Origin of the sequence: Megasphaera stantonii (assembly GCF_003367905.1) — a bacterium.
Taxonomy (GTDB): Bacteria; Bacillota; Negativicutes; order Veillonellales; family Megasphaeraceae; genus Megasphaera; species Megasphaera stantonii.
This window is the reverse complement of record NZ_CP029462.1, coordinates 2,583,708-2,606,408: the sequence shown is the minus strand read 5'-3', so window position 1 is coordinate 2,606,408 and position 22,701 is coordinate 2,583,708. Positions and strand designations below refer to the sequence as shown.

The following is a 22,701-nucleotide window of genomic DNA, read 5'->3' as shown; positions in this document are numbered from 1 at the left end:
AACCTACTCATATGCATGAACTTGTAAAGGCAGCAGTTCCGGCAGCAACAAGCATTTTTCTTTTTCTGTATAGGCACGAATCAGGCTTTGCACCGTCCGCTCAATGGCATAATGAACAGCATGAACTTCATTTCCGGAACAGATATTGCAGCTTAATAATTGGACCAGTTCTCGACGTACTGCAGCACTCATCTCCTTTTCTTCCGTTCCAACATACCGATATGCATATATATCGACAATAGGCCGAAACGGTTCAATTAAGTCATCAGCCAAATTGAATGAATTTAACTCGCTGTGATGAAATATTCCCAAGCTAGGTTCGAATCCGTATAAGGCCAAATACCGAGCAATGGAACTGCGAAGCACCGCATAGCCGTAATCCAGGATACTGTTTACTACATCGCTGCCATGGCGAATAAACTCGTCTCCATATAAGGCTTTAAAGTACGCTGCCGCCGCAGTTCCTTCAGCGTTTGTGCTGTCGCCGGATTTAACCTTATCTATAAACTTTTTGACTACATTTTCTTTTCCGCACAGTTCCAGACACCGTCCCTGATTATAAATCTTCTGCTGTATGATCTGTTTCCAGAGCTGCTTTTTCCGCGGCCTGGTCTGCCCTACCTGCAGATTTATCATCTTCAGTCGCCGGGAATTAGCCGCAAATGGCAGCATAACGGCGCTGGGCAAGTGTTTCTCGTTGCACAATATGACGACAGCGCCGTTTTTTACTACTGTTTCCAAACAATACCCCGTAATTGCAATACGGCGATTATCTAACAGCAGCGTAGCGATATCTTCTATGGGAATATGATGAATCTGTTCAGCTTCTATAAAAAGCTGGCTGTTTTTCTGATATAACTTTGCACCACTTTCTATGACGATATGTTGATACATTCTGCATCACACTTTCATTTAAATCCTAATCGTCTTTCTTTTTTCACGTAATGTATATTGCCTAAAACATCTACTGTACATTTCTTTAGACAGAGTAACCCTTTGGCCCCCATACTGCCTTTTGTATAGGTTCCATCATGATTAACTACTGTAAGAGTTGCATTACGTCCGTGAGTCCCTTTATAATACAAGAAACCTTTTTTTATATTATAATCAGATGGTAACGTACTCTCTTTTATAGTATGTAAGACAATTTCTTTAGCAGATTCAATATAAATTAAATCATTTGAATATAGAGAAAACAGAAAATCATCATCTTTCATAACTTTCCAATCAGTATATTTTTTACCTTGAATTATCGCCTTATTAGGCAGAATATCTCTTATTGTATCTGCAACATATATAGGAACAAAATAGTATCCAAGTTTTCCATTTTCATCGACACCAAACACATCAACACGAACCATTCCATTGTTGGAATCATTCTGAGCTACACCTTTACCATTATTTACAGATACCAACAACGTAGCCGCTTCTATCAACTTTACTTTTTTAACTTCTGCTCCGAATGTTCCATCTGCCTTAGGTTTATAAAACGGTTCTTTAAAAGCCTTTTTCCCATCTCCGCCAAAAGCCTCTAGTCGTTGTTTCAATGCTTCATAAAGAAGTCTATCGCTAGAAGGATTATAATAGCCCTCTATTTCGCCATTCTTCAATTTTAATTTAGATAACGTTGTTTTAGATATTACATAGCCCTCTTTACGCAATTTAGGACTACGAATAGTGTCTGCGTGCGCCGGCCCGTGAACCTTACGGTTAGGCATGCGTGAGACAAAAGGCGCGGAAATATTGACAATGCCTTTATATGTCGGCAGCCCCAGCGCTGCAATCGCTTCTGCCGGATTGTCGCTGACCCGAGCTTCCAATTCCTGACGGAATTTCGGCCATGGTTCGGGGAAGGGATCTGTTTTACGCGGATTGGTAGTCTGCAGTACTTCTCCTGTTTCTTTGTCAACAATCATACCGTCTGCCGTCATGAACTGCCGCAGCTCTTTTATTTTGCTGTAGCGGGAAATCTTATTGACTACGCCTTGAGTCACACAGGCAATAATAACGGCGTCCACGGCATGATGCAAGTCTCCGTTTTCGCGAATTTTAGAAATACCCAGCCGTTTGCGGACATATGCTGTCACAGCACCGTTGACAGGAATAATGCGTCGTTTTCTGTCTGTATATCCTTCTTTTAATTCAATATGCCGTTTCAAATAATTATATAAGTACCGGCTGATATACTGCGTATCCTGCAGATGTCTATCTTTCCATTCTTTTTCAGCGTCAGCAGAATAATTGACGCGCAGTAAATTATTTCGTTTTTTCCCATCAGAAATCGTACGCTTTACCCAGTTGATAAACGCTTCTTTCCGCTCCGGCTTATCTTGAAAATATTCCATAGGCGTCCGATTGCCTTTGTCCCGGTTTTCTTTCGTCAATACCAATACCTTGTTGCGGTATGTATCATCAAAAGAACGGCTATACGGAATAATGTGATCTACTTCTGCATAGGTGGGATCATGAAGCAGACGATTCACATCGAACTTCTTCTGCGAATAAGCGCAGTCGCCCTGTTGTTGTTCGTATAACTTATACTTGACAATATCCAGCCCCGTCGGCTGCATGACGTTCAGTTCATGGAGCTTAGTTTTGATTTTTTCGTTGCGGGATTGATTGTCCTTCATAGCCTTCTCTAGCACTGTCCGTTCTTTTGCGCTTTTAGCCAGCTCGCGGGCTAATTCAATATGAATTTCCACAGGGGGGCATCCATATTGCCGGATAATCGCCTTAATAACTTTCAAAGCCTGACTCAACGCCCGTTTTACTACTGGATTCGGGATATCACTGATATTTTCCTGATTACTTTTCTGCGGATCGTATCCGGCAATTTCGCAAGCTTTGGTATATACATGGCCCTGCTGCAGGGGCTCCAGCAGCTTATAGCATGCCTTGACCGACAAGTGGCCAAATTTACTGAATCCCGATATGTTTTCTAATAAAGCTTCAGCGTCAGCCAGTTCAATAGCATGTTCCAGCAAATATCTTTTAATGGCTTCATCATTTTTGTAGACAGTAAACGCATAGGCAATGGTATCAATCTGCTCATGGCTTAATTCTGAAATACGGTCTTTTTTCACCTTATCCAAAGCTTTGCGAATCGCATGATATTCTTTGACCCAGCTAAATTTTACCTTCTTCTCGGCTTCTTCTGCCGTTTTATATTTGTCTAAATTATAATTTACATCTAAAAATCGAACTGTATCATCCAGTCCAAGCTTATTGCGAATATCTTTAAAAGTGATATTTTCTTTTTTCCAAGCGAGTGCAGCCAACGTTTCTTTTTCCGCCTGTGATAAAGAGCGATCTGTTCCTTCACAGGTTACGCGAAGATGATTAATCTTTTGCCATACATTAAAAGCCATAAAAGCATAGCTGGCTTTAGGCGCTCGTTTTTCATCGTCTTCAAAGGTGCAACAGCCGATCATTTTTTCAATTTGGTTTCCGCTATATGGACTGTTCATACCGGGACCTTCATCAAAATTGCGCTGTGCTGAAAATAGCTCCATATATTCTTCTTCTAATTCCTCTGACGCATAGGCTTGTCCTAGACTCCGCTGTACGTCAAACAAGGCATGAATTTCATCAGCCAGCATATCCCGACTGACAGTAAATGCATAAGAGCCGCCTTTATTTCGTTTACAGGCTTTAAATTTTTCGTTTTTATACAGCATTTCGCCAACGGTGTGATAGTTGTTCAGAATCTCTTGATTTTCCGTAATAGCATTCAGCATCTGGCCTTCATCGCCGCTGTCGCTGATATGTTTCCGATTGGATTTGAAACCGCGGTGCTTAGCAAAGAAAATCAGCAGTCTGGCCCAATCTGAGTTGGAAACTGGTTGGCTTAACGCTTGATACCGCAGTTCGTAAATATCTGTTTTTCCTATCGAATCAACATACAACTCTTCAACCTGTCGCGCATCAAGTATACGATTTCGAATCAAATATCGCCTCACGCGATGAAGCCGAAACCGACGCCGTCTTGTCAGCCGACGAGCACTGCGCGCCATCCGCCGCGGCGCAGCCAAGGATTCCCCCGTCTTCGGCACTTCTGCTTTTTCAAAGATGCGGGAGTTTAAATCGACAATACGTATGGGTTCATCGTGTGTATCTAATTCCAAGACAGCCCACCCCACGGATGTAATCCCAATATCTAAGCCTAATACATAATTCATATGATCACTCCCTGTCTCCAAAATAAGTCTGTATAAAAAGATAACGGTATGCCAAAAGGCATACCGTTAGAGCTTTGCGGTACCAACTACGTTGGACCTTATTGTAATAACCTAGTATCTCTCGCTAAGATATAATTACTACATTTATAGTATACAATAGATAAGACCTAACGTCAATGCCATCAAAAGCTGTTTATATTTTAATTCAATTTATTAGTTTATTAAATTTTAATATATACAAAAAGAATAGTCAATACTATACGGGAAAATTCAAAAACTTCAATTTGTTTGTTATAATAAGATAGCCATTATGCAGAAGCATAATTGTGGATTGAAATAATTTATTAGTGATGCATTCACTGCACAAAAGCTCCGTTGACAGATATATTCTGCTGCGGAGCTTTTGTGCTGCAATGCATAATAAAATGGGACTGTCACACGAAGAGGATAATGATTCTTCATGCAACAGTCCCTTTCCTTGACACTTATTTTACTGCAATCTTAATCCATTCAGGAATAGCTGGCGTTTCGTCCATCGCGTCGATGGTCACGTCAAAGCCGTAATTCATGCGAACAACGCCGCATAGTATCAACATGCCAGCAGTAGTATTCTCTTGCAGAAATATCTATTTTTCCAAGGTCTTGACGAAACCGTTTTCCTTCAGCCAAGCCGTATTCTTTTCCGTCAGGGCCTTCTGCAGATCTTTAAGGCTCAGGTTTTCTACTTCAATAATTTGCTGCGTCTGGGTGACGTATTTCGTTTCTTCGTAAACATAGTCGCTTAATTCTTCTTCATCGACCAGATCCTTAATGGCAAAGCGGATATCTTCCGAATCCTGCAAGGTGACGAGAAGCTTGCGCCAGTATTCAAATTCTTCCTCGGTCATCGTAAACGCGCCGAAATCGTCCGTATCCAGACGGTCCTGGGCACAGATGACGTTTTTGGCATAATCTACGCCGGCAATTTTGTCGTACACATGCAGATTTCGTTCTTCTCCATTTACATATATGCGCATACTGTTCCTCCTGATCATTCAATTACTGCGTATCATAACAGGTTCAGAATACAAAAAAATCCCGCAGCCATGCTGCAGGATTTTTTATACTCATACTTAAGCTTCAGCTTCAACCGGGTATACGCTTACCTTACGGTTGTACTTGCCGGAGCGTTCGAAAGCGACTTTGCCGGCAGCCGTAGCAAATAACGTATCGTCTTTGCCGATACCTACGTTAGTGCCCGGATGGAAATGCGTGCCGCGCTGACGAACGATAATGTTGCCGGCTTTTACGAGAACGCCGTCATGGCATTTTACGCCAAGGCGTTTGGATTCGCTGTCACGACCGTTACGCGTGGAGCCGGTACCTTTTTTGTGAGCGAACAGCTGCAAATTAAAATTGAACATCCCGTCCACCTCCTGACGTCTATGAATGGAGTATTACATACTCGCTGTATTGCTTGCTTATTTCTGTTAAGCCTAATTCCATTGCGCGCAGTATAGCCTGCGGCGCAACGCCGTCTTTCATCACATGAACGGATAAAGAGCCTTCTCCTACGTCGTACTGCACGTGCTTGGCATCGTAGTCAAGCAGACCTAACAACGCCGACTGTGCCAGTGCCGATACGGCTGCACATACGATATCGCTTCCAGCTTCGCCGTACCCGGCATGACCGGATATATCGAACCCCGTAATGCGCTTCTCCTTATCACGCTGCAATGTAATCGTAATCATTAGCCTTCGATTTTTTCAATCGTAACCTTTGTGTAAGGCTGACGATGACCCATACGGCGACGGTAGTTGGATTTAGCTTTGTATTTGAAAATACGGATTTTCTTCTGTTTGCCCTGTTCCAATACTTTCGCAGTAACTTTAGCGCCTTCAACTACGGGAGCGCCTACTTTAACGTCTCCGTCGTTTACGACTGCCAAAACCTGGTCAAATACTACTTCGGAATCAACATCAGCAGCCAGTTTTTCGACAAAAATGCTGTCGCCTTCCTGAACGCGATACTGTTTTCCGCCCGTTTTAATAATAGCGTACATGAGTGACACCTCCTCATACATATACTCGCTGAATACGGCGCCCTTTGCAGGGACTTACGAGCCTCTCCATGCGGCTTATCCTAGCCACTTATGCTACGACTTTTCTAGTATACATGACAGCCGGTAAACTGTCAATAGAAATTTTCAAGATTTACAGCTATTTCTTTCAGACCACTTTATCTGCCGTTATGGTTAAAATAATCGGCCAGCCCTTTAACGATGCTTTCGGCAAAATTCTGCTGCTGCTTTTCCGAATTGAGGGCCCGTTCTTCCGTCGGGTTGGAAATGAAGCCCAATTCCAAAAGGACGGCCGGCATATTGGTGTGGAGCAGCACGTAGAAATTAGCCGTCCGCGTGCCTCTGTCGGGGAATTCCGTCGCCTGCATGTTCTGGTTGTGGATGTACTTGGCTAGGCTGTAATCATGAGGCGTCTTGCTGTTGTAATACGCCGTCACGCCGCGGGCGTCGGCTGAAGAGAAGGAGTCGATGTGAACCGATACGAAGGCGTCGGCCTTTGCCGCATTGGCGATATTGCAGCGGGCCTGCAGCTCTTCTGCCGCGGCATCGTACGGAGCATATACGTCGACGTCGGTCGTGCGGGTCATGATGACCTTCGCGCCGGCATCATTCAGCAAATCGGCGATCTTCTTAGAAATTGCCAGGGTGATATTTTTTTCCTGGGATATCTTGCCGATCGCGCCGACATCGGTACCGCCGTGGCCCGGATCGATGCAGATGACCTTATCCTTTAAGCCCTTGGTCAGCTTGTACGAACGGCTGCTGCTGTATGACGGCACCTTGACGGAATAGGTCGAGCTGAGGGACGTATTGTCAATGCCGATCTTAGCGTCGTTCCAGTGCATCCACTGCTTGACCTTGCCCGACTTGTCGTTGACGTCGATGACGACGCGGCATTCCTTTTTAGCCTTGTCCGTTCCCGGCAGGGTAAAGACGTTGACGTCGCTCTTGGTCACGGCCCGGGGGACCTTGATGTTGACATCTGTACCGGACGAACGCTGAGACAAGCTGATGCGGGACACGACGTTGCGGTCCGCATTGTACTTCTTTTCTACATTTTTGGCAATTTTGGCGTTCGGCAGCGTCACCGTAACATATTTCCCGTCCTCGTCAATAAAGAGGCGCGGCGTGACTTTGCTGTCCAATTCCAATACGGTTCGTACGAAAGGAACATTGGCGTCGTTGCGGGTCGCCGTGCGGACGCTGGTGATTTCCGCCTTAGAAGCGGCCTGCGCCGGCAGCATGGGAACCAGGCACAGGAGCATCAGGAGCGGAAGTATAAAAAGTCTCTTCATCACGTATATCTCTCCTTTGCAAAAATTGACCTGTTTATTATATCACATGTCGCCGCCGGATAATATCTTTTTGTGACAAAATTCCTATTCGTATTTTATCTAATCCTTCAAGGCCTTCCGCAGCGCCGCAATGTCGTCGCGCAGCCGCCGTTCTTCCGCGCCGTTGCGCTCTATGGTAATCGTATAGGCCATGCCCTCTGCTGCGCCATCCGGCAGCAGCTCTGCCGGAATCTGCAGGACATGCGCATCGTCGTTCAGCATGATATAGGCAGTCGTCCCGGTAATGCGGTCGACGCTGCCGATAAGCGTCTTCATATTATCGCTCCTTTATCACAGTATATCCCCGGCCGTCGCTGACGACAGATATGGCGCCGTCCCGGTCCGTCCGGTATACGTCCGCCTTTTGCTTTTTAAGCGCCGCCAAAACGGCTGTATGGGGAAATCCGTAGGAATTGCCGGCGCCGCAGGAAACGACGACAGCTTCCGGCCTCACGGCCTCTATAAACGCCGGGCTGGAAGAGGTCTTACTGCCATGATGGCCGGCCTTGAGTATTGTCGCCTTCAGATCGTTTCGCCGGACATGGCGGAGAATCTGTTCCTCTGCTTCCCGCTGCGCGTCCCCCGTAAACAAGACGGAAAAGCTGCCGAAGGCTATCTTGCAGACGACGGACTGGTTATTAGTCCGGCCGCTTTCCGACGCAGTCATCGCTGCCGCTCCTTCTGCCGCCGGCCAAAGGACATGGCACACGACGTCGCCGGCAAAGGTAACCTTATCTCCCCTCTTTAAGGCTTTATAGGAAATCTTCTTACGCACGATGTTTTTTACGTAATTTTTATACATCGCCGTTCGGGACTCTTGCCCGTTATCGTATATTTGTTTTATGTGAAACTGGTCGAACAAGGCGGCCATGCCGCCCAGGTGATCGCCGTGCGGATGGCTTATCAACACGACGTCCAGCGTATGAACGCCCTTTTCCTTGAGCCTCTGTACCAAAGCCGACCGGCCGTCTACGTCTCCCGTATCAATGAGCATATGCTGTCCCTTGTACTGCAGCAAGGCCGCGTCGGCCTGGCCGACGTCGAGGAAATGGACTTGCAGCTGCTCCGCCTCTGCGTCCGCTCCCCGCCCGCAGCCTGCCGCAAAGAGAAGGCACGCCGCCAACAGGATAAGACAACAACCGGCAAGAGCCGTCCGCAGCGCTGCCGCGCGCCCTTTCATCTTAATCCAAGATCATCGGCGCCTGCAGCAGCGGCACTGCCATTTCTTCTTCCATGCGCCGGATCACGCCGGGCACGGCGTCGGCCACTTCCATCGGCGTAAAGCCGTACGAGCCGATCTGACGGCGGCAGGCGTCGCCGGCAGCGCCGTGGAGGTACACGCCGGCACAGGCGGCACTGCAAATATCGGGGCGGCTTTCCCTGGCCGATATAGCGGCAATCATGCCCGTCAGGATGTCGCCCATGCCGCCGCAGGCCATGCCGGCGTTGCCCGTCGGATTGACGTATACGTTGCCGGTCTTAGCCGATACGACAAGCGTCGGCGCGCCTTTCAAGACTAACGTGACGCGCCATTCCTTGACGAACTGCACGGCCGCCGCAAAGGGATCTTCCTGAATTTCGGCGACCGACAGGCCGCTGAGACGGCTGAATTCAGCCAAGTGTGGCGTCATAATGACCTGCCGGTCCAAGGAAGAGACGAAGTCTTTTTCTCCTGCCAGCAAATTCAAGGCGTCGGCATCCAATACGACAGGGCATTCGCCATGAGCTAATATCGCCTTGACAAAAGCCTTTGTTTCCTCATGTCTTCCCATACCGGGACCCATCGCGATGACCGACCAGGCGGCGCATTCATCCAGGACAGACACCGCGTCTGCCTCCGTAAAGTATTCGCCCTGGCCTACGCCGCGAACCATGATTTCCGGCTGCCGGCCGATGCAGTACGGCGCCGTCTGCGCCGGCACGCGCAGGAATACCTTGCCGGCGCCGCTGCGCACCGCGCCGTGCGCCGCCATCAGGGCCGCGCCGGCCATGTCGCTGCATCCCGTCACGATGCCGATTGTACCGTGGCTTCCCTTATGGCTGTCGGGGCTGCGCGGCACGAGGACTTCGGCAATATCCGACTCCTGCAGCAAATATGCCGGTTTCTCCTCAGGCTGTACCAGCAGCGGAGCCGGCATACCGATAGCGTCCAGCTCTACATGGCCGGCGCAGGTACGGCCGGGATACAAGACCAGCCCCCGCTTCAGAGCGCCGAAGGTAACGGTCATATCAGCAAACAAGGGCCCGTTTTCTTCTTCATCACTGCCGCTGACAGCTCCCGTATCAGAATTGACGCCAGTCGGCACGTCGACGGCAATAACCGTCAGCGCGCCGGCCGCGGCGATTTCATTAATCAGGCCGACGATAGACGAAACAGGCTCTCTGAGATTGCCGTGAAATCCCGTTCCCAGCATAGCGTCGACGACGACCTGGCAGCTCTGCAGCCGCTGCCGCAGTACGCGCCACTCCCGTTCCGTGCCGCCGAAATAGGTCAGCAGGCACGATTCGTCGTCTTCCATAGCCTGCAGCGTGCTTAAATGCTGCTGCGATTCATCGCTGTATTCTTCGGCTTGTCCCAGGATGTACACGTAAGCCCGGGCTCCGGCCGCTGCGATATGGCGGGCAATGACGAAGCCGTCGCCGCCGTTATTGCCCTTTCCGCAGACGACGACTACGTCCTTGCCGGCCCAGCCGTGAATGTATTCGTCGGCCCGTTCGGCAACGGCGTGGCCGGCATTTTCCATCAATACGGCCGGCTGAATACCGTATTTGCCGTGCATGGCCGTATAATCCATCTGGCGCATCTGCGCCGCCGTGTTCAACTTCTGCATCATTCTTCCTCCTTATGTATGTATCCTTCCATGACGACCTGAGCGACAGCGTAATCCCCGTCGTGGCTGACGGACAATGCCGGCGCCGTCGGGCATATCGCCGCAGCCGCCTCTTTATAATAACCGTGCAGAATAAATACAGGCGCTCCCAGCTCCGTATGGCTGACTTCCACGTCCGTCCATTTTCCCTGCCGGAACCCTGTACCCAAGGCCTTAAAAAGAGCCTCCTTTGCCGCAAATATGCCGGCCAGCGAAGCATACTGCTGTTGCTGCCGCCGGCGGCAGTACGCCAGCTCGGCTTCCGTAAAAAATTTTCCCAGGGATCGTTCGTGGCGGCAGGCCATGTCCTCTATGCGGCTAATCTGCACGATATCAATTCCGCACCTCATCATACACCTCCAAAAAAATGCCGCAATCCCCCCAACAGGAACTGCGGCATAGTATGTTTACCATTTCTGCATTCGGATACAAACGGCCAGGCCTTCCAGCAGCGCCCGGAACGACGCGAAGGACATTTCCATGTCGTCATACACGGAGCTTGCAACCTTATAAGACAACGTAACCTGCTGCTTCTGATAATCGTAAATCAGGCCGTGCAGGTTCGACTCAAAGGTATACTTCGGCGCCGGCACCTTAAACTGGGGCGGCTTCTCGATCATCAGCCCCCGTATCATGCGGTCGATGAGCACCCGCTTCGGAACCTCTGGCTGCAGCATTTCATCTACAAAACTATCCAATACAGACATTATCCACCTCAGTGTTCGTCAAAGAAATGGGCGTGGATCGCCTTGACGGCCGTATCGACGCTTTCTTCGCCAATCAGGCAGGTAATGCTGATTTCAGACGTGGAAATGATTTCGATGTTGATATGGTTGTCCCCCAATACGCCGAACATGCCGGCGGCAATTCCCGGATGGCCGGCCATACCGGCGCCGACGATGGAAACCTTGGCCATCTTGTCGTCGACGAGGATATCTTCGACCGGCATTTCTTCGCGCAGGCGGTTCAGAATATCCTTCGCAGCCGGCAATTCCGTGCGGGCAATCGTAAAGGTAATATCCGTAACGCCTTCCTTAGCGACGCGGACGCTCTGCACGATCATATCGACGTCGACATGGCTGTCGGCCAGCATCGAGAAAATCTTATAGGCATGTCCCGGCTGATTGGGGATGCCTAATACCGTAATCTTAGCTACATTTTTATCCGAAGCGACGCCGCGAATCAAATACTGTTTAATTTCCATTGAGCAAACCTCCTGAATCATAGTGCCTTCATCTTCCGAAAACGTAGAGCGTACGTGGATGGGAACGCTGAAGCGGCTTCCCATTTCAACGGCCCGGGGCTGCATGACGCCGGCGCCGAGCTTTGCCATTTCCAGCATTTCGCCATACGTGATTTCCTTCATTTTCTGCGCGTTGGGAACGACGCGGGGGTCCGACGTATATACGCCGTCTACGTCCGTATAAATTTCGCACACGTCGGCGTTGATCGCACCGGCAATGGCGACAGCCGTCGTATCCGAGCCGCCGCGGCCCAAGGTCGTAATATCGCCGTGGCCCGTAATGCCCTGGAATCCTGCGACGACAACGACGTTGCCTTCGTCCAGCGCTTCCATAATGCGGTTCGGTTCTAAATCCAAAATACGGCCCTTATTAAAGGCGTCGCTCGTCTTGATGCCTGCCTGGGCGCCCGTAAAGGAAATCGCCTTCTGGCCGGCTTCCTGGAACGCCATAGCCATCAAGGCAATCGATACCTGTTCGCCCGTCGAAAGGAGCATATCCATTTCACGTCCATATGCTTTTGACGTTATCTGTTTTGCCAACGAAACCAATTCGTCTGTCGTATCCCCCATAGCCGACACGACGATGACGATTTTGTCCCCCTCTTGTTTGCCCTTCAAGACACGCTGTACAATAGCGCGCATTTTGTCCGGCGTCGCAACAGAACTGCCGCCAAACTTCTTTACGATTAAAGCCAACTCAAATCCCTCGCTTTATTAAAATGTATGCGTCATGGAGTATAATTTTTTGACCATATAATTGAATAATATCATGTCGTCATAAAATTGTAAAGCAAAAAAAGGCTCTCTGCCGCAACAGAGAGCCTCCTATAGACCATGAGACGAGTAATCAGTAAGCCGAGTTTTGTTCTGCCGATGGCAGCGACAATCATCTATCTAGACATACCATTGCTGGCATGTTCAAGCGACACAACCCGGAAGATCAGCGGGCCGCTTCATCCCTCCCCTATTCGGTCTTGCTCCAGATGGGGTTTACCTAGCCAGTAAGTTACCTTACTGCTGGTGCGCTCTTACCGCACCGTTCCACCCTTACCGCTTGCGCGGCGGTACACATTTCTGTGGCACTATCCCTAAAGTCACCTTCGCCGGACGTTATCCGGCATCTTGCCCTGCGGAGCTCGGACTTTCCTCTAATGCAAGCACTAGCGATTGTCTTTCATACTCGTCATCTAGAAATCTTACATTAATTCAGCGCAGAAGTCAATATGCAATTACGCCTTCAAAGCATTACGCAGCTCCTGCACGGCCGCCGTCATGTCTTCTTTTCCGACAATGGCCGATATCATGGCAAAGGAACGGAAGCCTTCCTTATATAATGAGCCGATATTTTCCAGGCTGATGCCGCCGATGGTCACGACAGGCAGGGAGAAATGCAGGGCAAAGTGCTTCGCTTCGTCCGACACGACTTCGTGGGCGTCCTTTTTCGACGCCGTCGGGAACATGGGGCCAAAGCCGACATAGTCGGCCCCGTCGGCCAGGGCCTGCTTCATTTCGTCAATCGTATTCGTCGACACGCCGATCACTACGTCGGGGCCAGCCAGCCGGCGCACGACCGTCGCCGGCGCGTCGTCCTGGCCGACGTGAATGCCGTCGGCGCCGCAGGCAATCGCCAGATCGACGGAGTCGTTCATGATGAACGTCACCTTATGGTCATGGCATAATTTGGCAATGGCCGTCGCTTCAGCGTATTTTTCCCGCCATGTCTTATGCTTTTCCCGGTACTGGATGATCGTAACGCCGGCCTCTATGAGCTGCCGCGCCGCGTCGATATTGCTCCGTCCCAGGGATAACTCGGCGTTCCCCATAATCGCGTAGATAGGGTCGCTCATCAGTTGTCGTATATGTTCTTCTTTTGTCATGTCCTATCGCCTCGTTTACTTTATATAGTGGAACATATCGCGGCTCGTCGGGTCGCTGATACATTCAATAGCCCATTTTCTTTCCCGTCCGGCCGCCCGCAGCCGTTCCTGCAAATCGCTGACAATGGGGTATTCCGTGCCGAAATGGCCGCCGTCGGCAGCGACGATGCCTAACTTCACCGCTTCCTGAGCGTCGTGGTAGCGGATATCGCCGGTCAGATAAAGCTGCGCCCCCGCTTCCTTGGCCAGCTTCATGAATCCGGCTCCAGCGCCGCCGAGGAGGGCCACCTTGGTAACCATCGTATCGGCGTCACCAGCAAAGGGCAGGACGTCGCGCTTCAGCGCACGCTTTATCTTCTGCAGGACGATGCCCGCCGGTTCCGGCGTCGGCCAGAGCCCGACTCGTCCCATAGCATATTGATGGCCTTCATTGGCCAGGGGATATACGTCGTACGCCGGTTCCTCATAGGGATGGACTTGCAAGACCGCCGCCAAAAGGGCCGGCAGCTTCGGCTGTGGTACGATCGTCTCGATCCGTTCTTCCCGTACCGTTTCCACCGTGCCGATGGAGCCGATAAAGGGGTTGGCGCCGGCGCGGGGCTTAAACCGCCCGTCGCCCTTCACCGTAAAGGAGCAGTCGCTGTAATTTCCCGTATATCCTGCGCCGGCTGCCGCCATGGCCTGCCGGACGGCTTCGCTGTGGCTTTCGGGTACATAGACGGCAACCTTGTACAAGGGTTCCTTCACTCCCGGCACGAGGCCCGTGACCTCCCGTAGTCCCAGCCTGCGGGCCAGCACGTCGTTTACGCCGCCGTCGGCGCTGTCCAGGTTAGTGTGCGCGCTGTACACGGAAATATGATGGGCCAGCAGCTTCTGATACATGTCTCCGTCGTACGTATCGCTGCGCAGGGCCTTGAGGCCGCTGAAAATAATGGGATGGTGGCTGACGATGAGATTGACGCCGTGCGCTACGGCATAGTCGACGCTGTCCCTCATGACGTCCAGCGTGACCATGATCTTCTGCACCGGTTCGTTGGGACTGCCTACGAGCAGCCCCGGATTATCCCAGGACTCCTTCAGCGAGACCGGAGCCCATTCTGCCAATACTTTTACTACCTCTCCGACTGTAACTGCCATATAATATCCCTCCAATGCCTGATTTCCTCATCCAGCGCCTGAATCTGCGCCGACATATCGCTGCGGCTCTTCGTCCATCCGGCGCGGATGTGTTCTTTTTTGTCGACGAGCGATTCTATTTTGCGTACCAGCAGGGGATGCTTCTGCTGCCAGTTGACCGGGCCTATCTCACAGAGCCAGGGTTCGGGTACTGCTTCCCTGCCCGGCACGGCCCGCATCATCTCGTACAGCCGCCCGTCTTCAACGAGCATCTCTTCGTCTTCTATATGCCAGCCCGATTCATATAAATACTTCCGGACAGCGCCGCTGTCGCTTTGCGGCTGCAGGACGAGAAATTCCATCTCCTGCCATACGCCGGGCGAGGCCTGCAGTATGCTGACGATCAGCGGGCCGCCCATGCCGCAGATGACCGCCCCGTCCGCTTCGCCGGGCTGGATGCACGTCAGTCCGTCGCCTAAGCGGCAGTCGATGCGGTCGGCTAACCCCGACTGCCGGACATGGGTGACTGCAGCCTGCAGCGGCCCCGGCACGATGTCGGCAGCAATGGCCTTGGGACAACGCCCTTCCTGGCACATGTAGACGGGAATATATCCATGATCGGTGCCGATATCGGCAATGACCTTATGATTAGGAATTAAAGACGCCGCGGCGGCAAGCCGTCCGCTCAGTTTCATAGCAACACATCCTTTAGTATCCATTTAAGTCTTTACAATATACTGTATTTATTATAGCATAAATTATAGCACAGAATAGCAATAGGTTCCTTCTCGTACGCCTTATGATAAAGAAGATGAGCTGATCATGATCTGGAAAACAGGAAATGGCATACTGCGCCTGGGCATAGGAATACTTCTTTTTTACGTGCTGCTGACGCCTATCCCCTATCCGTATCCGGATACGCTCGTCGTGGCCGATGCTTCCGTATCTGACGAAGACATCGTCCGCCGCATCATGGAGCAGCAACTGACGTATTATACACGCATGGGCCTGCTGTATCCCGACCGTATATTCGCTTACGAAATCGTCCGCATTATCCCCACGACAGACGCGACAAAGCCCAAGGAGCCCTTATACAGCGTCGTCTACTCCGTTAAAAACTATTGGCAATCCCCTGCCTGGACTGCCGGGAACGGCCGTATCGGTGAAGACCATTGGATTCGCAACAAATCGATGATATATCGACTGGTCAAAGACGGCAGCACGTACCGCCTCGCCGCTGTCGGAACGGGGCTGTAATCTTACCTATCATAATTATAAAGGAGAAGCTCATGAAACTCCCCTTTACCATTACCTGCAAAAGCATTGTCATACTGGTTATCGTCTGTATCTGCGGCGTCGTGCATTATGAAACGACACCGCCCCGCCAGCTGTACCCTGATACGCTGAATCTGATCGAAGCCGGCGGCCTTAACGACTCTACTATCGTCTACCGTATCGTCGAGCAGGAATTGGCCTTTCACAAAAGCAAGCGGCTCCTCGTAGAAGGGAAGATTTTCGATTATAAAAACATCTTCGTCATTCCCGAAGAAAATCCCGAAGACCCGGAAGAAAAGCGGTTCCGCGTCACCTATTCCGTCCAAACGAAGGACGATTACTGGAAATCGGACAACGGCGAACCGTGGGAAGACGACTGGATTTTAAATAAATACACCTACGTCCGCCTGGAAAAGGACATTACGAGATACCGCCTCGTCAATCTCGGCCCCAAACCATAGAAAAAACCTGCCCTCGCATATGCGGGAGCAGGTTCTTATTATGTTACCGTATAGAAACACATCCTACTAGAAGCCGCCGAAACGGTAGGAAATACCCGTAACAAAGCCCTTATAGGTGACGCTGGGGTCGTTGCCATGCCGTCCTTCCGTATCGACGTAACGGTAGCCGGCGTTGATGTCCAGGTCCGGCGTGACGCCGTAGGAAAGGCCCGCTTCCCATGTCGTCGTGTTCTTCGTGCCTACGCCGACCTTGCCATAGAGGTCGAGGTTGTCCGCCAGCGGCGCTTTGCCGATAAGGCCGACTTGCAGGACATTATTCGTCGTGCTGCCGTGATGATCCCATTCGTTTTCAATGCGGTTGTAGCCGGCATAAGCCGCTACGTTGTCGTTGAGGGAATACAAGAGGTTGACTTCCTGCTGATTGCCTGTCGTAGCGTCATATCCGTTGACATCGGTCTTTAACCCTGCGTACTGGTACTGGATGGCCACGTCGTCAGTCAAGCCGTACGTAATGCCGCCCTGGAAGTTCCAGTTCGAGTCGGAACTGAAATCGCCAATATCAGATTTCGGATTCCATGCGCCTACATCTACCTGTACAGCTCCTTCCTGGAAGGTGGTCTGCGGAGCTGCAAACGCAGCGCCGGATACACAAACTGTCAACGCTGAGAGCACTGCAAATAATTTTTTCTTCATATAAATCATCCTTCCTGTCCTTGTCTTTTCGTTTCTCCCCTTTGGGATTGACTACAGTATAGCAGTATCCGGCGCACTTGTCACGTTTTTAACATCTCATAAATATGCATTATCCCAATTCTGTTACAAGAAAAAATTTACAATCTTTATCCCATTTATATACTGTTATACACTCTTTTATAACTGTTATCAAAATTTCTCCGCAAGTATATATATGAATTATTTATTACATATTATACACTTGTAACAGAGACGGTCCCGCTCGGAAACAGAACTGTAACAAAACCGTTTCATCCCTGTCACAACGGCGGGAATATGAAGAAGTAAAATGTTTCCGCATCCTCTCGATTTTCATATGAGGCCTGATGTGGTAATATATACTATAGCGTTATAAAGAATGATTGGAATAGGAGCTTGATACTATGTCGACAACACCCGAATATATGCCCTGGGAAGAGCAATCCTTAAAAACGAAGTTATTTACCTTTCACGGCCGCCTCAGCCGGCGGCATTATATCTACCTGACGATCCTCACCTGGGTACTGGCCGGCGCCATTTCCTATCTGCTGCACACGGCCAGCGCTACCCTGGGGACGATGACCGGCGGCATCTGCCTTATCGTCGCCGTCATCCTGGCCATTCCGACGACGATCATTTCCCTCTCCATCGCCGTCCGCCGCTGGCATGACCTGAACAAATCCTGGCAGTACGTTCTCATCAACGTCTGCTGCGCCTTTGCCGGCGTCTTTTCCCTCTTTCTGTACGCCTACTTATTCATCGCCAAGGGAACGCCGGGAAAAAATCTCTACGGCCCGAATCCGGCAGAACCCTGGGAAGGCCAGGCAGAGTACGTTCCTCCTGCCGTACAGCGACGGCTGGAAGAAGAGCGGTTGAAGAACGAAACGGAAGAAGAAAAAGCCCTGCGAAAAGCAAAATCCCAGGAACCGGCCTATACGATGGAGTCTTCGCCGCACGATCAGCCCGACGATACCTCGACGGAACAGCCGAAAGAAAAACTGTAATACACGACAAAAACAAGCGCAAGCTGAGTATGTATCAGCCTGCGCTTTTGTATTTTCTCTATAGTTTCCTTCCTTACACGCCGTTGATATACTGCACCGTGCCGCCGCGCACGACGCACTGATACCACTCCGGCAAATCGTCGTAAAACCAATCCAACGTAAACTCATATTGCGGAAACTGCTTGGATACCTCTTTCAGCCAGCCCAACGGCGGCGTATCGGCAGTCTGAAAGGTCAGGATATTCCCCATCCGCTCCGCATGAACTGCATTTTCCTCTGTCCCCCAGAAGGCCGAACGCCAGTCCCGCCCTTCCTGTCCCGTCAAATCCCGGGGCATGGGCTGAACGGCGTTAAAATCAAGGGGCTCCGCTCCGCCGATATACTCCAACACCCGTTCCACGCCATCCCGAGGCAAGTACATGCGATTTGTAATATAAACAGGCATCGTAATCCCTCCTGTTCGTAATGTCTTTAGCTGCGTTGCCCGATTTCAAAACACTTTCAATCCATAGAAACGCGGATATTCTGTCCCGTTATACGGCGAACACCTCGGAAAGACTCTGCCCCGGCATGGGCCATACATTCCGCTACGACACGGGTCTCTATCGGCGCAAGTCCTCGAAGCAGGCCGAAGGCATTGGCTATTTGCAGCGCTTTGACAGACACCGTTTCGCCTAGCCCCTTGGCCGTTTTGCGTATCAAGGACGGCGGCTGAATGATGGTAAGTCCATCGAATCCCAGCGCTTCTGCAGCTCTTTCTATCTCTCCCTTTAGCCGCAGATAAAAGAACTTAGAATGGCAGTCAGCGCCGACGGAAGACACGAGTACCAGGTGACGCACACCCTGCTCTTTCGCTGTCCGGGCTGCGGTCAGTTGATATTCATAGTCGACGCGGTACTGCCCTTCCTTAGAGCCGGCCTGCTTCCGCGACGTCCCCAGCGCAGAAAACAACACGTCGCCCTGCATGAATTCCCGCCACTGCTCCGGATAGGCAAAGTCGACGATATAAGGCGTCAATTTTTCATGTCGAATGCCAAGGTCCCTCCGTGCAAACGTCGCTACAGAGCTATACTGCTCATCTTTCAATAAGATATCTACCAAATCCCGACCGACAGCCCCCGTCGCCCCGATGACGAGGGCCTTTTTCAGATGATGTTCCATATATACCATCCCTTATGTAAATTCATAAAAGCAACCCGTAAGATCATGATACCATTTTGACTAAATCTATGTCCTCATACTGAACAAAACTCGCTAAATACTCAAGGCCAATTTGTTAAAACGGATATGCAACACCTTATTTTATACAGATTATAAGCCAAAAACTGCCAGGGTATCAATAATTTTGTACTTATAATTCAAAATTATATGAAATAAGTGATTTTTATACGTCTATCAAAATACACTCGTTTCTTCAATCATTTCTATCCCTATGCGCAAATCACCTCTACTCCTTTTCTCTCGCATAGCTGCCGCAATATTTTTTCTCTGATTTGATTCGTCCATAGATTCCCTGCCGCCTATATTTAGGCGCGAATACAATATGATATTTACATCTCCCCTTGCGGAGTGATAACCTTTTTACGTCATTCATTGACAGGAACCTCCTATTCTATACGGGGATGTGGTTGCCAGACCCTTTCCATTGTATCATAGGAGGTTCTTTCTGTTTCTATAAGGATCGTATGTCTACCCCCTAGTGCAGCCAGGGATTTTATCATGCCTATTCGGCGGCAAAAAAAATCTATCGCCGCGGACATGACGCCGCAGGGATAGATTTTTTTGTTTCTATTACAGTTCGTCGAAAATAAAATAGGATTCGACTTCGCTTTCCAAGACTTCGCCCGTAATGGCGTTGATTTCCAATTCATAGCCTAAGCCGTCGCCGTTGCACTCGATTTCATAGATAGGCAGGAAAAACTCCTCCTGTCTCGTCCAGCCGTCGTGCTGTCCCGGCGTCGCCTGCGCAGCCTGTCCCTGTCCGTTTCCTTGGGCAGGAGCTGCTGCAGCCGGTCTTACGTCGCGCGGCTGGCGGTCGCGGCGCGCGTTCCGATAGTTGCCGTCGTCCCATTTATTTTCCAGGGAAATTTCCCGGAACCGCAATTCTGCCACATCCTTGCCGACAGCCTGGGCGGCGATCGCCTTGATGTCCTCGACGCCGATGAGCTGCACGTTGCGCTGCGCCGCCTGATATTCTACCATGCGCGTCTGGGCCTGCTGGATCTGGGCCTTCCGTTCCATCTTCTGCTGGTGGTAATACCATGCGCCGCCGCCTGCGACTATGGCGCAGACAACCACTAAGACTGCGCCGAGTTTCAGACGGCGCGGCGTAAATATCCGTTTCAGCCAGTTCGTATATCCCTTTTGTTCCATGTCATGTTCCTCCTCATATATCTATCGTAGTATACCGAATTATATGCATTGCTGATTACATATACAGTATAGACAATAAATCTAAACAATCGCTTAAGAAAGCAAAAAAATAGTGTTAATCTTTGCTTTCCCCTTTTTTACAGCAAAGCGGCCTCATCCATCGGCCTGAATTTTAATGAAAATTTAATGAACTAACCTGATTTTTGCGTTTTTTTCATCTAATTTTCATGTAATTCTCCATTTGTTCTAATGTTCCTTTCGTATACTGCCGATAGATACCTCGTCAAAGGAGTGGATATCATGTCAGACGCCTCGTTGGGAAAGGCCGGCGAAGAAGCCGCCGTCAAGTACCTCCGCCATACGCTGGGCTACGCAGTCCTCAGCCAAAATTATCGCAATCGCCTGGGAGAAATAGACATTATCGCCCAAGACGGCGACACCCTCGTCTTCGTCGAAGTAAAAACGCGCCGGTCGCAGCAGTGCGGCAGGCCGGCCGAAGCCGTAGAAAACCGCAAGCAGCGAAAGCTGTCCCTCGTCGCCCTGTCCTATATGACGCGGCACCATTGCTGGCACATGCCCTGCCGCTTCGACGTCGTCGAAGTCATCCCTTCGCCGCAGGGATTTCACCTTCATCATATACGCCACGCCTTTTTGAGCAAGGCATAGGAGACGCCCATGTTTTCACGTACGTACGGAGCCACCGTATTCGGGCTTCACGGCAATATCATAACGGTCGAGACGGACATTTCCAACGGCCTTCCGGCTTTTGAAATCGTAGGACTGGCGGCGACGTCCGTCAAAGAATCGAAGGAGCGGGTCCGCTCGGCCATCAAGAACAGCGGCTATGAATTTCCCATGCGGCGCATTACGGTTAATTTAGCGCCGGCCGATTTGAAAAAAGACAGCGCCGGCCTCGACGCGGCCATCGCCGCCGGCATCATGGTGTCGAGCGGCCAAATCCCGGCCGAGCTGTGCCGCCAAACCCTGTTCATCGGCGAATTGGCCTTAGACGGGACAATCCGCCCCGTCGCAGGCATCCTGTCCATGGTGCTGCAGGGCGCCGAAGAAGGCTTCCACACCTGCTTCGTCAGCAAGGAAAACGCCGCCGAAGCGCTGCTGTGCCGCGCCATGACGGTCTATGCCGTCGAGTCCCTGTCGGACATTATTTCCCATTTGCTGGGCCTTGCCCGCCTCTCTCCGGCCGTGGCCGGAGACGTGTTTACAGACCGGCCGGATTACCGCGTCGATTTTTCAGAGGTCCAGGGACAGTTTACGGCCAAGCGGGCCCTGGAAATCGCCGCGGCCGGCGGCCACAACGTCCTGCTCATCGGCCCGCCCGGTTCCGGCAAGACCATGCTGGCCAAGAGGATTCCTACGATTCTGCCGCCCATGAGCCTGCGCGAATCGCTGGAGGTGACAAAGATATACAGCGTAGCCGGCCTGTTTCAGCAGTCGAAAATGCTGGCGCAGCGGCCCTTCCGCAGTCCTCACCACACGATTTCCACGGCAGGCCTCATCGGCGGCGGCACGATTCCCAAGCCCGGCGAAGTGACCCTGAGCCACAACGGCGTCCTGTTTCTCGACGAGCTGCCCGAATTTCCCCGTTCCGTATTGGAAGTGCTGCGCCAGCCCCTGGAGGATTTCGTCGTCCACATTTCCCGGGTCAACGCCTCCCTGTCCTATCCGGCCCGCTTCATCCTCATCGCCGCCATGAATCCCTGTCCCTGCGGCTTTTTCGGCAGCTCCGAATCGAATTCCTGTACCTGTACGACCGGCGAAATCCGCCGATACGTCCGCAAAATATCGGGTCCTCTCCTGGACCGCATCGACCTGCACGTCGCCGTAGACCGCCCCAAATACCAGGAATTGATTACGACCATTCCCCAGGAGTCGTCCGAAGCGATCCGCAGCCGCGTCCTGGCCGCCCGAGAAAGGCAGGAGCGGCGGCTCCAATCGTACGGCCTGTCCTGCAACGCCCACATGGGCCATCGGGAAATCAAAGAAACGTGCCGTCTATCAAGCAGCGCCCAGGATCTGCTGCAGACTGTGTTCGACACAATGAAGCTAAGCGCCCGCAGCTGCGACCGCATCGTCAAAGCAGCCCGGACGATTGCCGACTTAAACGGGGACGAACACATACGAAGCGAACACGTTGCCGAAGCAGTGAGCTACCGTAATACATTACAAAGGGTGTGACGC

At 51.0% G+C, this 22,701-nt stretch carries 25 protein-coding genes, 1 other RNA gene and 1 pseudogene; 5 read left to right on the top strand and 22 right to left on the bottom strand.

Annotated features, from left to right (window positions below; translation table 11 throughout):
• Nucleotides 1-3: 3 nt before the first annotated feature.
• The 17 genes from cas1 to DKB62_RS12180 all read right to left on the bottom strand — a co-directional run bounded on the left by cas1 (nucleotide 4) and on the right by DKB62_RS12180 (nucleotide 15,373).
• On the bottom strand, nucleotides 4-894 hold the full coding sequence (gene cas1, locus DKB62_RS12260; RefSeq protein WP_107196623.1) for a type II CRISPR-associated endonuclease Cas1: 891 nt from the start codon (nucleotides 892-894) through the stop codon (nucleotides 4-6).
• 14 nt (nucleotides 895-908) lie between these two features.
• Nucleotides 909-4,178, bottom strand: coding sequence for a type II CRISPR RNA-guided endonuclease Cas9 (cas9, locus tag DKB62_RS12255; RefSeq protein ID WP_107196622.1), 3,270 nt, complete (start codon nucleotides 4,176-4,178; stop codon nucleotides 909-911).
• Between the two features lie 626 nt (nucleotides 4,179-4,804).
• Nucleotides 4,805-5,194, bottom strand: coding sequence for a hypothetical protein (locus DKB62_RS12250; protein ID WP_107196621.1), 390 nt, complete (start codon nucleotides 5,192-5,194; stop codon nucleotides 4,805-4,807).
• 96 nt (nucleotides 5,195-5,290) lie between these two features.
• Nucleotides 5,291-5,581 (bottom strand): 50S ribosomal protein L27, encoded by a 291-nt coding sequence (gene rpmA, locus DKB62_RS12245; RefSeq protein WP_087478492.1) that lies wholly within the window; start codon nucleotides 5,579-5,581, stop codon nucleotides 5,291-5,293.
• Between the two features lie 19 nt (nucleotides 5,582-5,600).
• A complete protein-coding gene (locus DKB62_RS12240) occupies nucleotides 5,601-5,909 on the bottom strand; it encodes a ribosomal-processing cysteine protease Prp (RefSeq protein WP_107196620.1) in 309 nt (102 codons plus the stop codon).
• Nucleotides 5,909-6,220: a 50S ribosomal protein L21 gene (rplU, locus tag DKB62_RS12235; protein ID WP_087478490.1), complete on the bottom strand. Its 312-nt coding sequence runs from the start codon at nucleotides 6,218-6,220 to the stop codon at nucleotides 5,909-5,911. The genes DKB62_RS12240 and rplU overlap by 1 nt, the downstream gene beginning before the upstream one ends.
• A gap of 176 nt (nucleotides 6,221-6,396) precedes the next feature.
• Entirely contained in the window at nucleotides 6,397-7,533 is a 1,137-nt protein-coding gene (locus DKB62_RS12230) for an N-acetylmuramoyl-L-alanine amidase family protein (protein ID WP_095628685.1), read from the bottom strand.
• Between the two features lie 99 nt (nucleotides 7,534-7,632).
• Nucleotides 7,633-7,848 (bottom strand): DUF3006 domain-containing protein, encoded by a 216-nt coding sequence (locus tag DKB62_RS12225; RefSeq protein ID WP_107196619.1) that lies wholly within the window; start codon nucleotides 7,846-7,848, stop codon nucleotides 7,633-7,635.
• Nucleotide 7,849: 1 nt separating this feature from the next.
• Nucleotides 7,850-8,752 (bottom strand): ComEC/Rec2 family competence protein, encoded by a 903-nt coding sequence (locus DKB62_RS12220; RefSeq protein WP_107196618.1) that lies wholly within the window; start codon nucleotides 8,750-8,752, stop codon nucleotides 7,850-7,852.
• Nucleotide 8,753: 1 nt separating this feature from the next.
• Nucleotides 8,754-10,406 (bottom strand): NAD(P)H-hydrate dehydratase, encoded by a 1,653-nt coding sequence (locus tag DKB62_RS12215; RefSeq protein WP_232818836.1) that lies wholly within the window; start codon nucleotides 10,404-10,406, stop codon nucleotides 8,754-8,756.
• Nucleotides 10,403-10,795 carry a holo-ACP synthase gene (gene acpS / locus DKB62_RS12210; RefSeq protein ID WP_331225482.1) on the bottom strand — a complete coding sequence of 131 codons (393 nt, stop codon included), beginning with the start codon at nucleotides 10,793-10,795 and terminating at the stop codon, nucleotides 10,403-10,405. Before acpS ends, DKB62_RS12215 begins: the two co-directional genes overlap by 4 nt.
• A gap of 54 nt (nucleotides 10,796-10,849) precedes the next feature.
• Nucleotides 10,850-11,149, bottom strand: a complete 300-nt coding sequence (locus DKB62_RS12205) for a hypothetical protein (protein ID WP_107196616.1) — start codon at nucleotides 11,147-11,149, stop codon at nucleotides 10,850-10,852.
• A gap of 8 nt (nucleotides 11,150-11,157) precedes the next feature.
• On the bottom strand, nucleotides 11,158-12,381 hold the full coding sequence (locus tag DKB62_RS12200; RefSeq protein ID WP_107196615.1) for an aspartate kinase: 1,224 nt from the start codon (nucleotides 12,379-12,381) through the stop codon (nucleotides 11,158-11,160).
• Nucleotides 12,382-12,521: 140 nt separating this feature from the next.
• Nucleotides 12,522-12,868: RNase P RNA component class A (rnpB, locus tag DKB62_RS12195), an RNA gene on the bottom strand.
• A 46-nt stretch (nucleotides 12,869-12,914) separates the two neighbouring features.
• A complete protein-coding gene (gene thiE / locus DKB62_RS12190; RefSeq protein ID WP_107196614.1) occupies nucleotides 12,915-13,562 on the bottom strand; it encodes a thiamine phosphate synthase in 648 nt (215 codons plus the stop codon).
• 15 nt (nucleotides 13,563-13,577) lie between these two features.
• Nucleotides 13,578-14,699: a Nif3-like dinuclear metal center hexameric protein gene (locus DKB62_RS12185; RefSeq protein WP_107196613.1), complete on the bottom strand. Its 1,122-nt coding sequence runs from the start codon at nucleotides 14,697-14,699 to the stop codon at nucleotides 13,578-13,580.
• Nucleotides 14,675-15,373, bottom strand: a complete 699-nt coding sequence (locus DKB62_RS12180) for a tRNA (adenine(22)-N(1))-methyltransferase (RefSeq protein ID WP_107196612.1) — start codon at nucleotides 15,371-15,373, stop codon at nucleotides 14,675-14,677. Before DKB62_RS12180 ends, DKB62_RS12185 begins: the two co-directional genes overlap by 25 nt.
• 127 nt (nucleotides 15,374-15,500) lie before the next feature.
• Here DKB62_RS12180 and DKB62_RS12175 point away from each other — a divergent pair, with 127 nt between their 5' ends.
• Entirely contained in the window at nucleotides 15,501-15,935 is a 435-nt protein-coding gene (locus DKB62_RS12175; RefSeq protein ID WP_107196611.1) for a hypothetical protein, read from the top strand.
• Nucleotides 15,936-15,967: 32 nt separating this feature from the next.
• Nucleotides 15,968-16,414: a hypothetical protein gene (locus DKB62_RS12170; protein WP_107196610.1), complete on the top strand. Its 447-nt coding sequence runs from the start codon at nucleotides 15,968-15,970 to the stop codon at nucleotides 16,412-16,414.
• Between the two features lie 66 nt (nucleotides 16,415-16,480).
• Here DKB62_RS12170 and DKB62_RS12165 read toward each other — a convergent pair whose 3' ends face one another.
• On the bottom strand, nucleotides 16,481-17,107 hold the full coding sequence (locus DKB62_RS12165) for an outer membrane beta-barrel protein (protein ID WP_087478477.1): 627 nt from the start codon (nucleotides 17,105-17,107) through the stop codon (nucleotides 16,481-16,483).
• 422 nt (nucleotides 17,108-17,529) lie between these two features.
• Between DKB62_RS12165 and DKB62_RS12160 the strand changes: the two genes are divergently transcribed.
• Complete coding sequence (locus DKB62_RS12160; RefSeq protein ID WP_087478476.1) at nucleotides 17,530-18,129, top strand: DUF805 domain-containing protein; 600 nt, start codon at nucleotides 17,530-17,532, stop codon at nucleotides 18,127-18,129.
• A gap of 73 nt (nucleotides 18,130-18,202) precedes the next feature.
• Here the strand turns inward: DKB62_RS12160 and DKB62_RS12155 are convergent, their stop codons facing one another.
• The 4 genes and pseudogenes from DKB62_RS12155 to DKB62_RS12140 all read right to left on the bottom strand — a co-directional run bounded on the left by DKB62_RS12155 (nucleotide 18,203) and on the right by DKB62_RS12140 (nucleotide 20,502).
• On the bottom strand, nucleotides 18,203-18,574 hold the full coding sequence (locus tag DKB62_RS12155; protein ID WP_087478475.1) for a hypothetical protein: 372 nt from the start codon (nucleotides 18,572-18,574) through the stop codon (nucleotides 18,203-18,205).
• Between the two features lie 56 nt (nucleotides 18,575-18,630).
• Complete coding sequence (locus DKB62_RS12150) at nucleotides 18,631-19,290, bottom strand: NAD(P)H-binding protein (RefSeq protein WP_107196609.1); 660 nt, start codon at nucleotides 19,288-19,290, stop codon at nucleotides 18,631-18,633.
• 278 nt (nucleotides 19,291-19,568) lie between these two features.
• Nucleotides 19,569-19,723 (bottom strand): annotated as a pseudogene (locus tag DKB62_RS12145) (transposase); the annotation flags it as partial.
• Nucleotides 19,724-19,920: 197 nt separating this feature from the next.
• Nucleotides 19,921-20,502, bottom strand: a complete 582-nt coding sequence (locus DKB62_RS12140; protein WP_107196608.1) for a PepSY domain-containing protein — start codon at nucleotides 20,500-20,502, stop codon at nucleotides 19,921-19,923.
• A gap of 300 nt (nucleotides 20,503-20,802) precedes the next feature.
• Here DKB62_RS12140 and DKB62_RS12135 point away from each other — a divergent pair, with 300 nt between their 5' ends.
• Both DKB62_RS12135 and DKB62_RS12130 read left to right on the top strand, forming a co-directional pair.
• Entirely contained in the window at nucleotides 20,803-21,168 is a 366-nt protein-coding gene (locus tag DKB62_RS12135; protein WP_095628671.1) for a YraN family protein, read from the top strand.
• 9 nt (nucleotides 21,169-21,177) lie between these two features.
• Nucleotides 21,178-22,698, top strand: coding sequence for a YifB family Mg chelatase-like AAA ATPase (locus DKB62_RS12130; protein WP_107196607.1), 1,521 nt, complete (start codon nucleotides 21,178-21,180; stop codon nucleotides 22,696-22,698).
• Nucleotides 22,699-22,701: the final 3 nt, after the last annotated feature.

Bases quoted from the DNA above. Each gene is read 5' to 3' on its own strand.
- cas1 (WP_107196623.1), bottom strand. From the start codon at position 894: ATGTATCAACATATCGTCATAGAAAGTGGTGCAAAGTTATATCAGAAA.
- cas9 (WP_107196622.1), bottom strand. From the start codon at position 4,178: ATGAATTATGTATTAGGCTTAGATATTGGGATTACATCCGTGGGGTGG.
- DKB62_RS12250 (WP_107196621.1), bottom strand. From the start codon at position 5,194: ATGCGCATATATGTAAATGGAGAAGAACGAAATCTGCATGTGTACGAC.
- rpmA (WP_087478492.1), bottom strand. From the start codon at position 5,581: ATGTTCAATTTTAATTTGCAGCTGTTCGCTCACAAAAAAGGTACCGGC.
- DKB62_RS12240 (WP_107196620.1), bottom strand. From the start codon at position 5,909: ATGATTACGATTACATTGCAGCGTGATAAGGAGAAGCGCATTACGGGG.
- rplU (WP_087478490.1), bottom strand. From the start codon at position 6,220: ATGTACGCTATTATTAAAACGGGCGGAAAACAGTATCGCGTTCAGGAA.
- DKB62_RS12230 (WP_095628685.1), bottom strand. From the start codon at position 7,533: ATGAAGAGACTTTTTATACTTCCGCTCCTGATGCTCCTGTGCCTGGTT.
- DKB62_RS12225 (WP_107196619.1), bottom strand. From the start codon at position 7,848: ATGAAGACGCTTATCGGCAGCGTCGACCGCATTACCGGGACGACTGCC.
- DKB62_RS12220 (WP_107196618.1), bottom strand. From the start codon at position 8,752: ATGAAAGGGCGCGCGGCAGCGCTGCGGACGGCTCTTGCCGGTTGTTGT.
- DKB62_RS12215 (WP_232818836.1), bottom strand. From the start codon at position 10,406: ATGATGCAGAAGTTGAACACGGCGGCGCAGATGCGCCAGATGGATTAT.
- acpS (WP_331225482.1), bottom strand. From the start codon at position 10,795: ATGATGAGGTGCGGAATTGATATCGTGCAGATTAGCCGCATAGAGGAC.
- DKB62_RS12205 (WP_107196616.1), bottom strand. From the start codon at position 11,149: ATGTCTGTATTGGATAGTTTTGTAGATGAAATGCTGCAGCCAGAGGTT.
- thiE (WP_107196614.1), bottom strand. From the start codon at position 13,562: ATGACAAAAGAAGAACATATACGACAACTGATGAGCGACCCTATCTAC.
- DKB62_RS12185 (WP_107196613.1), bottom strand. From the start codon at position 14,699: ATGGCAGTTACAGTCGGAGAGGTAGTAAAAGTATTGGCAGAATGGGCT.
- DKB62_RS12180 (WP_107196612.1), bottom strand. From the start codon at position 15,373: ATGAAACTGAGCGGACGGCTTGCCGCCGCGGCGTCTTTAATTCCTAAT.
- DKB62_RS12175 (WP_107196611.1), top strand. From the start codon at position 15,501: ATGATCTGGAAAACAGGAAATGGCATACTGCGCCTGGGCATAGGAATA.
- DKB62_RS12170 (WP_107196610.1), top strand. From the start codon at position 15,968: ATGAAACTCCCCTTTACCATTACCTGCAAAAGCATTGTCATACTGGTT.
- DKB62_RS12165 (WP_087478477.1), bottom strand. From the start codon at position 17,107: ATGAAGAAAAAATTATTTGCAGTGCTCTCAGCGTTGACAGTTTGTGTA.
- DKB62_RS12160 (WP_087478476.1), top strand. From the start codon at position 17,530: ATGTCGACAACACCCGAATATATGCCCTGGGAAGAGCAATCCTTAAAA.
- DKB62_RS12155 (WP_087478475.1), bottom strand. From the start codon at position 18,574: ATGCCTGTTTATATTACAAATCGCATGTACTTGCCTCGGGATGGCGTG.
- DKB62_RS12150 (WP_107196609.1), bottom strand. From the start codon at position 19,290: ATGGAACATCATCTGAAAAAGGCCCTCGTCATCGGGGCGACGGGGGCT.
- DKB62_RS12140 (WP_107196608.1), bottom strand. From the start codon at position 20,502: ATGGAACAAAAGGGATATACGAACTGGCTGAAACGGATATTTACGCCG.
- DKB62_RS12135 (WP_095628671.1), top strand. From the start codon at position 20,803: ATGTCAGACGCCTCGTTGGGAAAGGCCGGCGAAGAAGCCGCCGTCAAG.
- DKB62_RS12130 (WP_107196607.1), top strand. From the start codon at position 21,178: ATGTTTTCACGTACGTACGGAGCCACCGTATTCGGGCTTCACGGCAAT.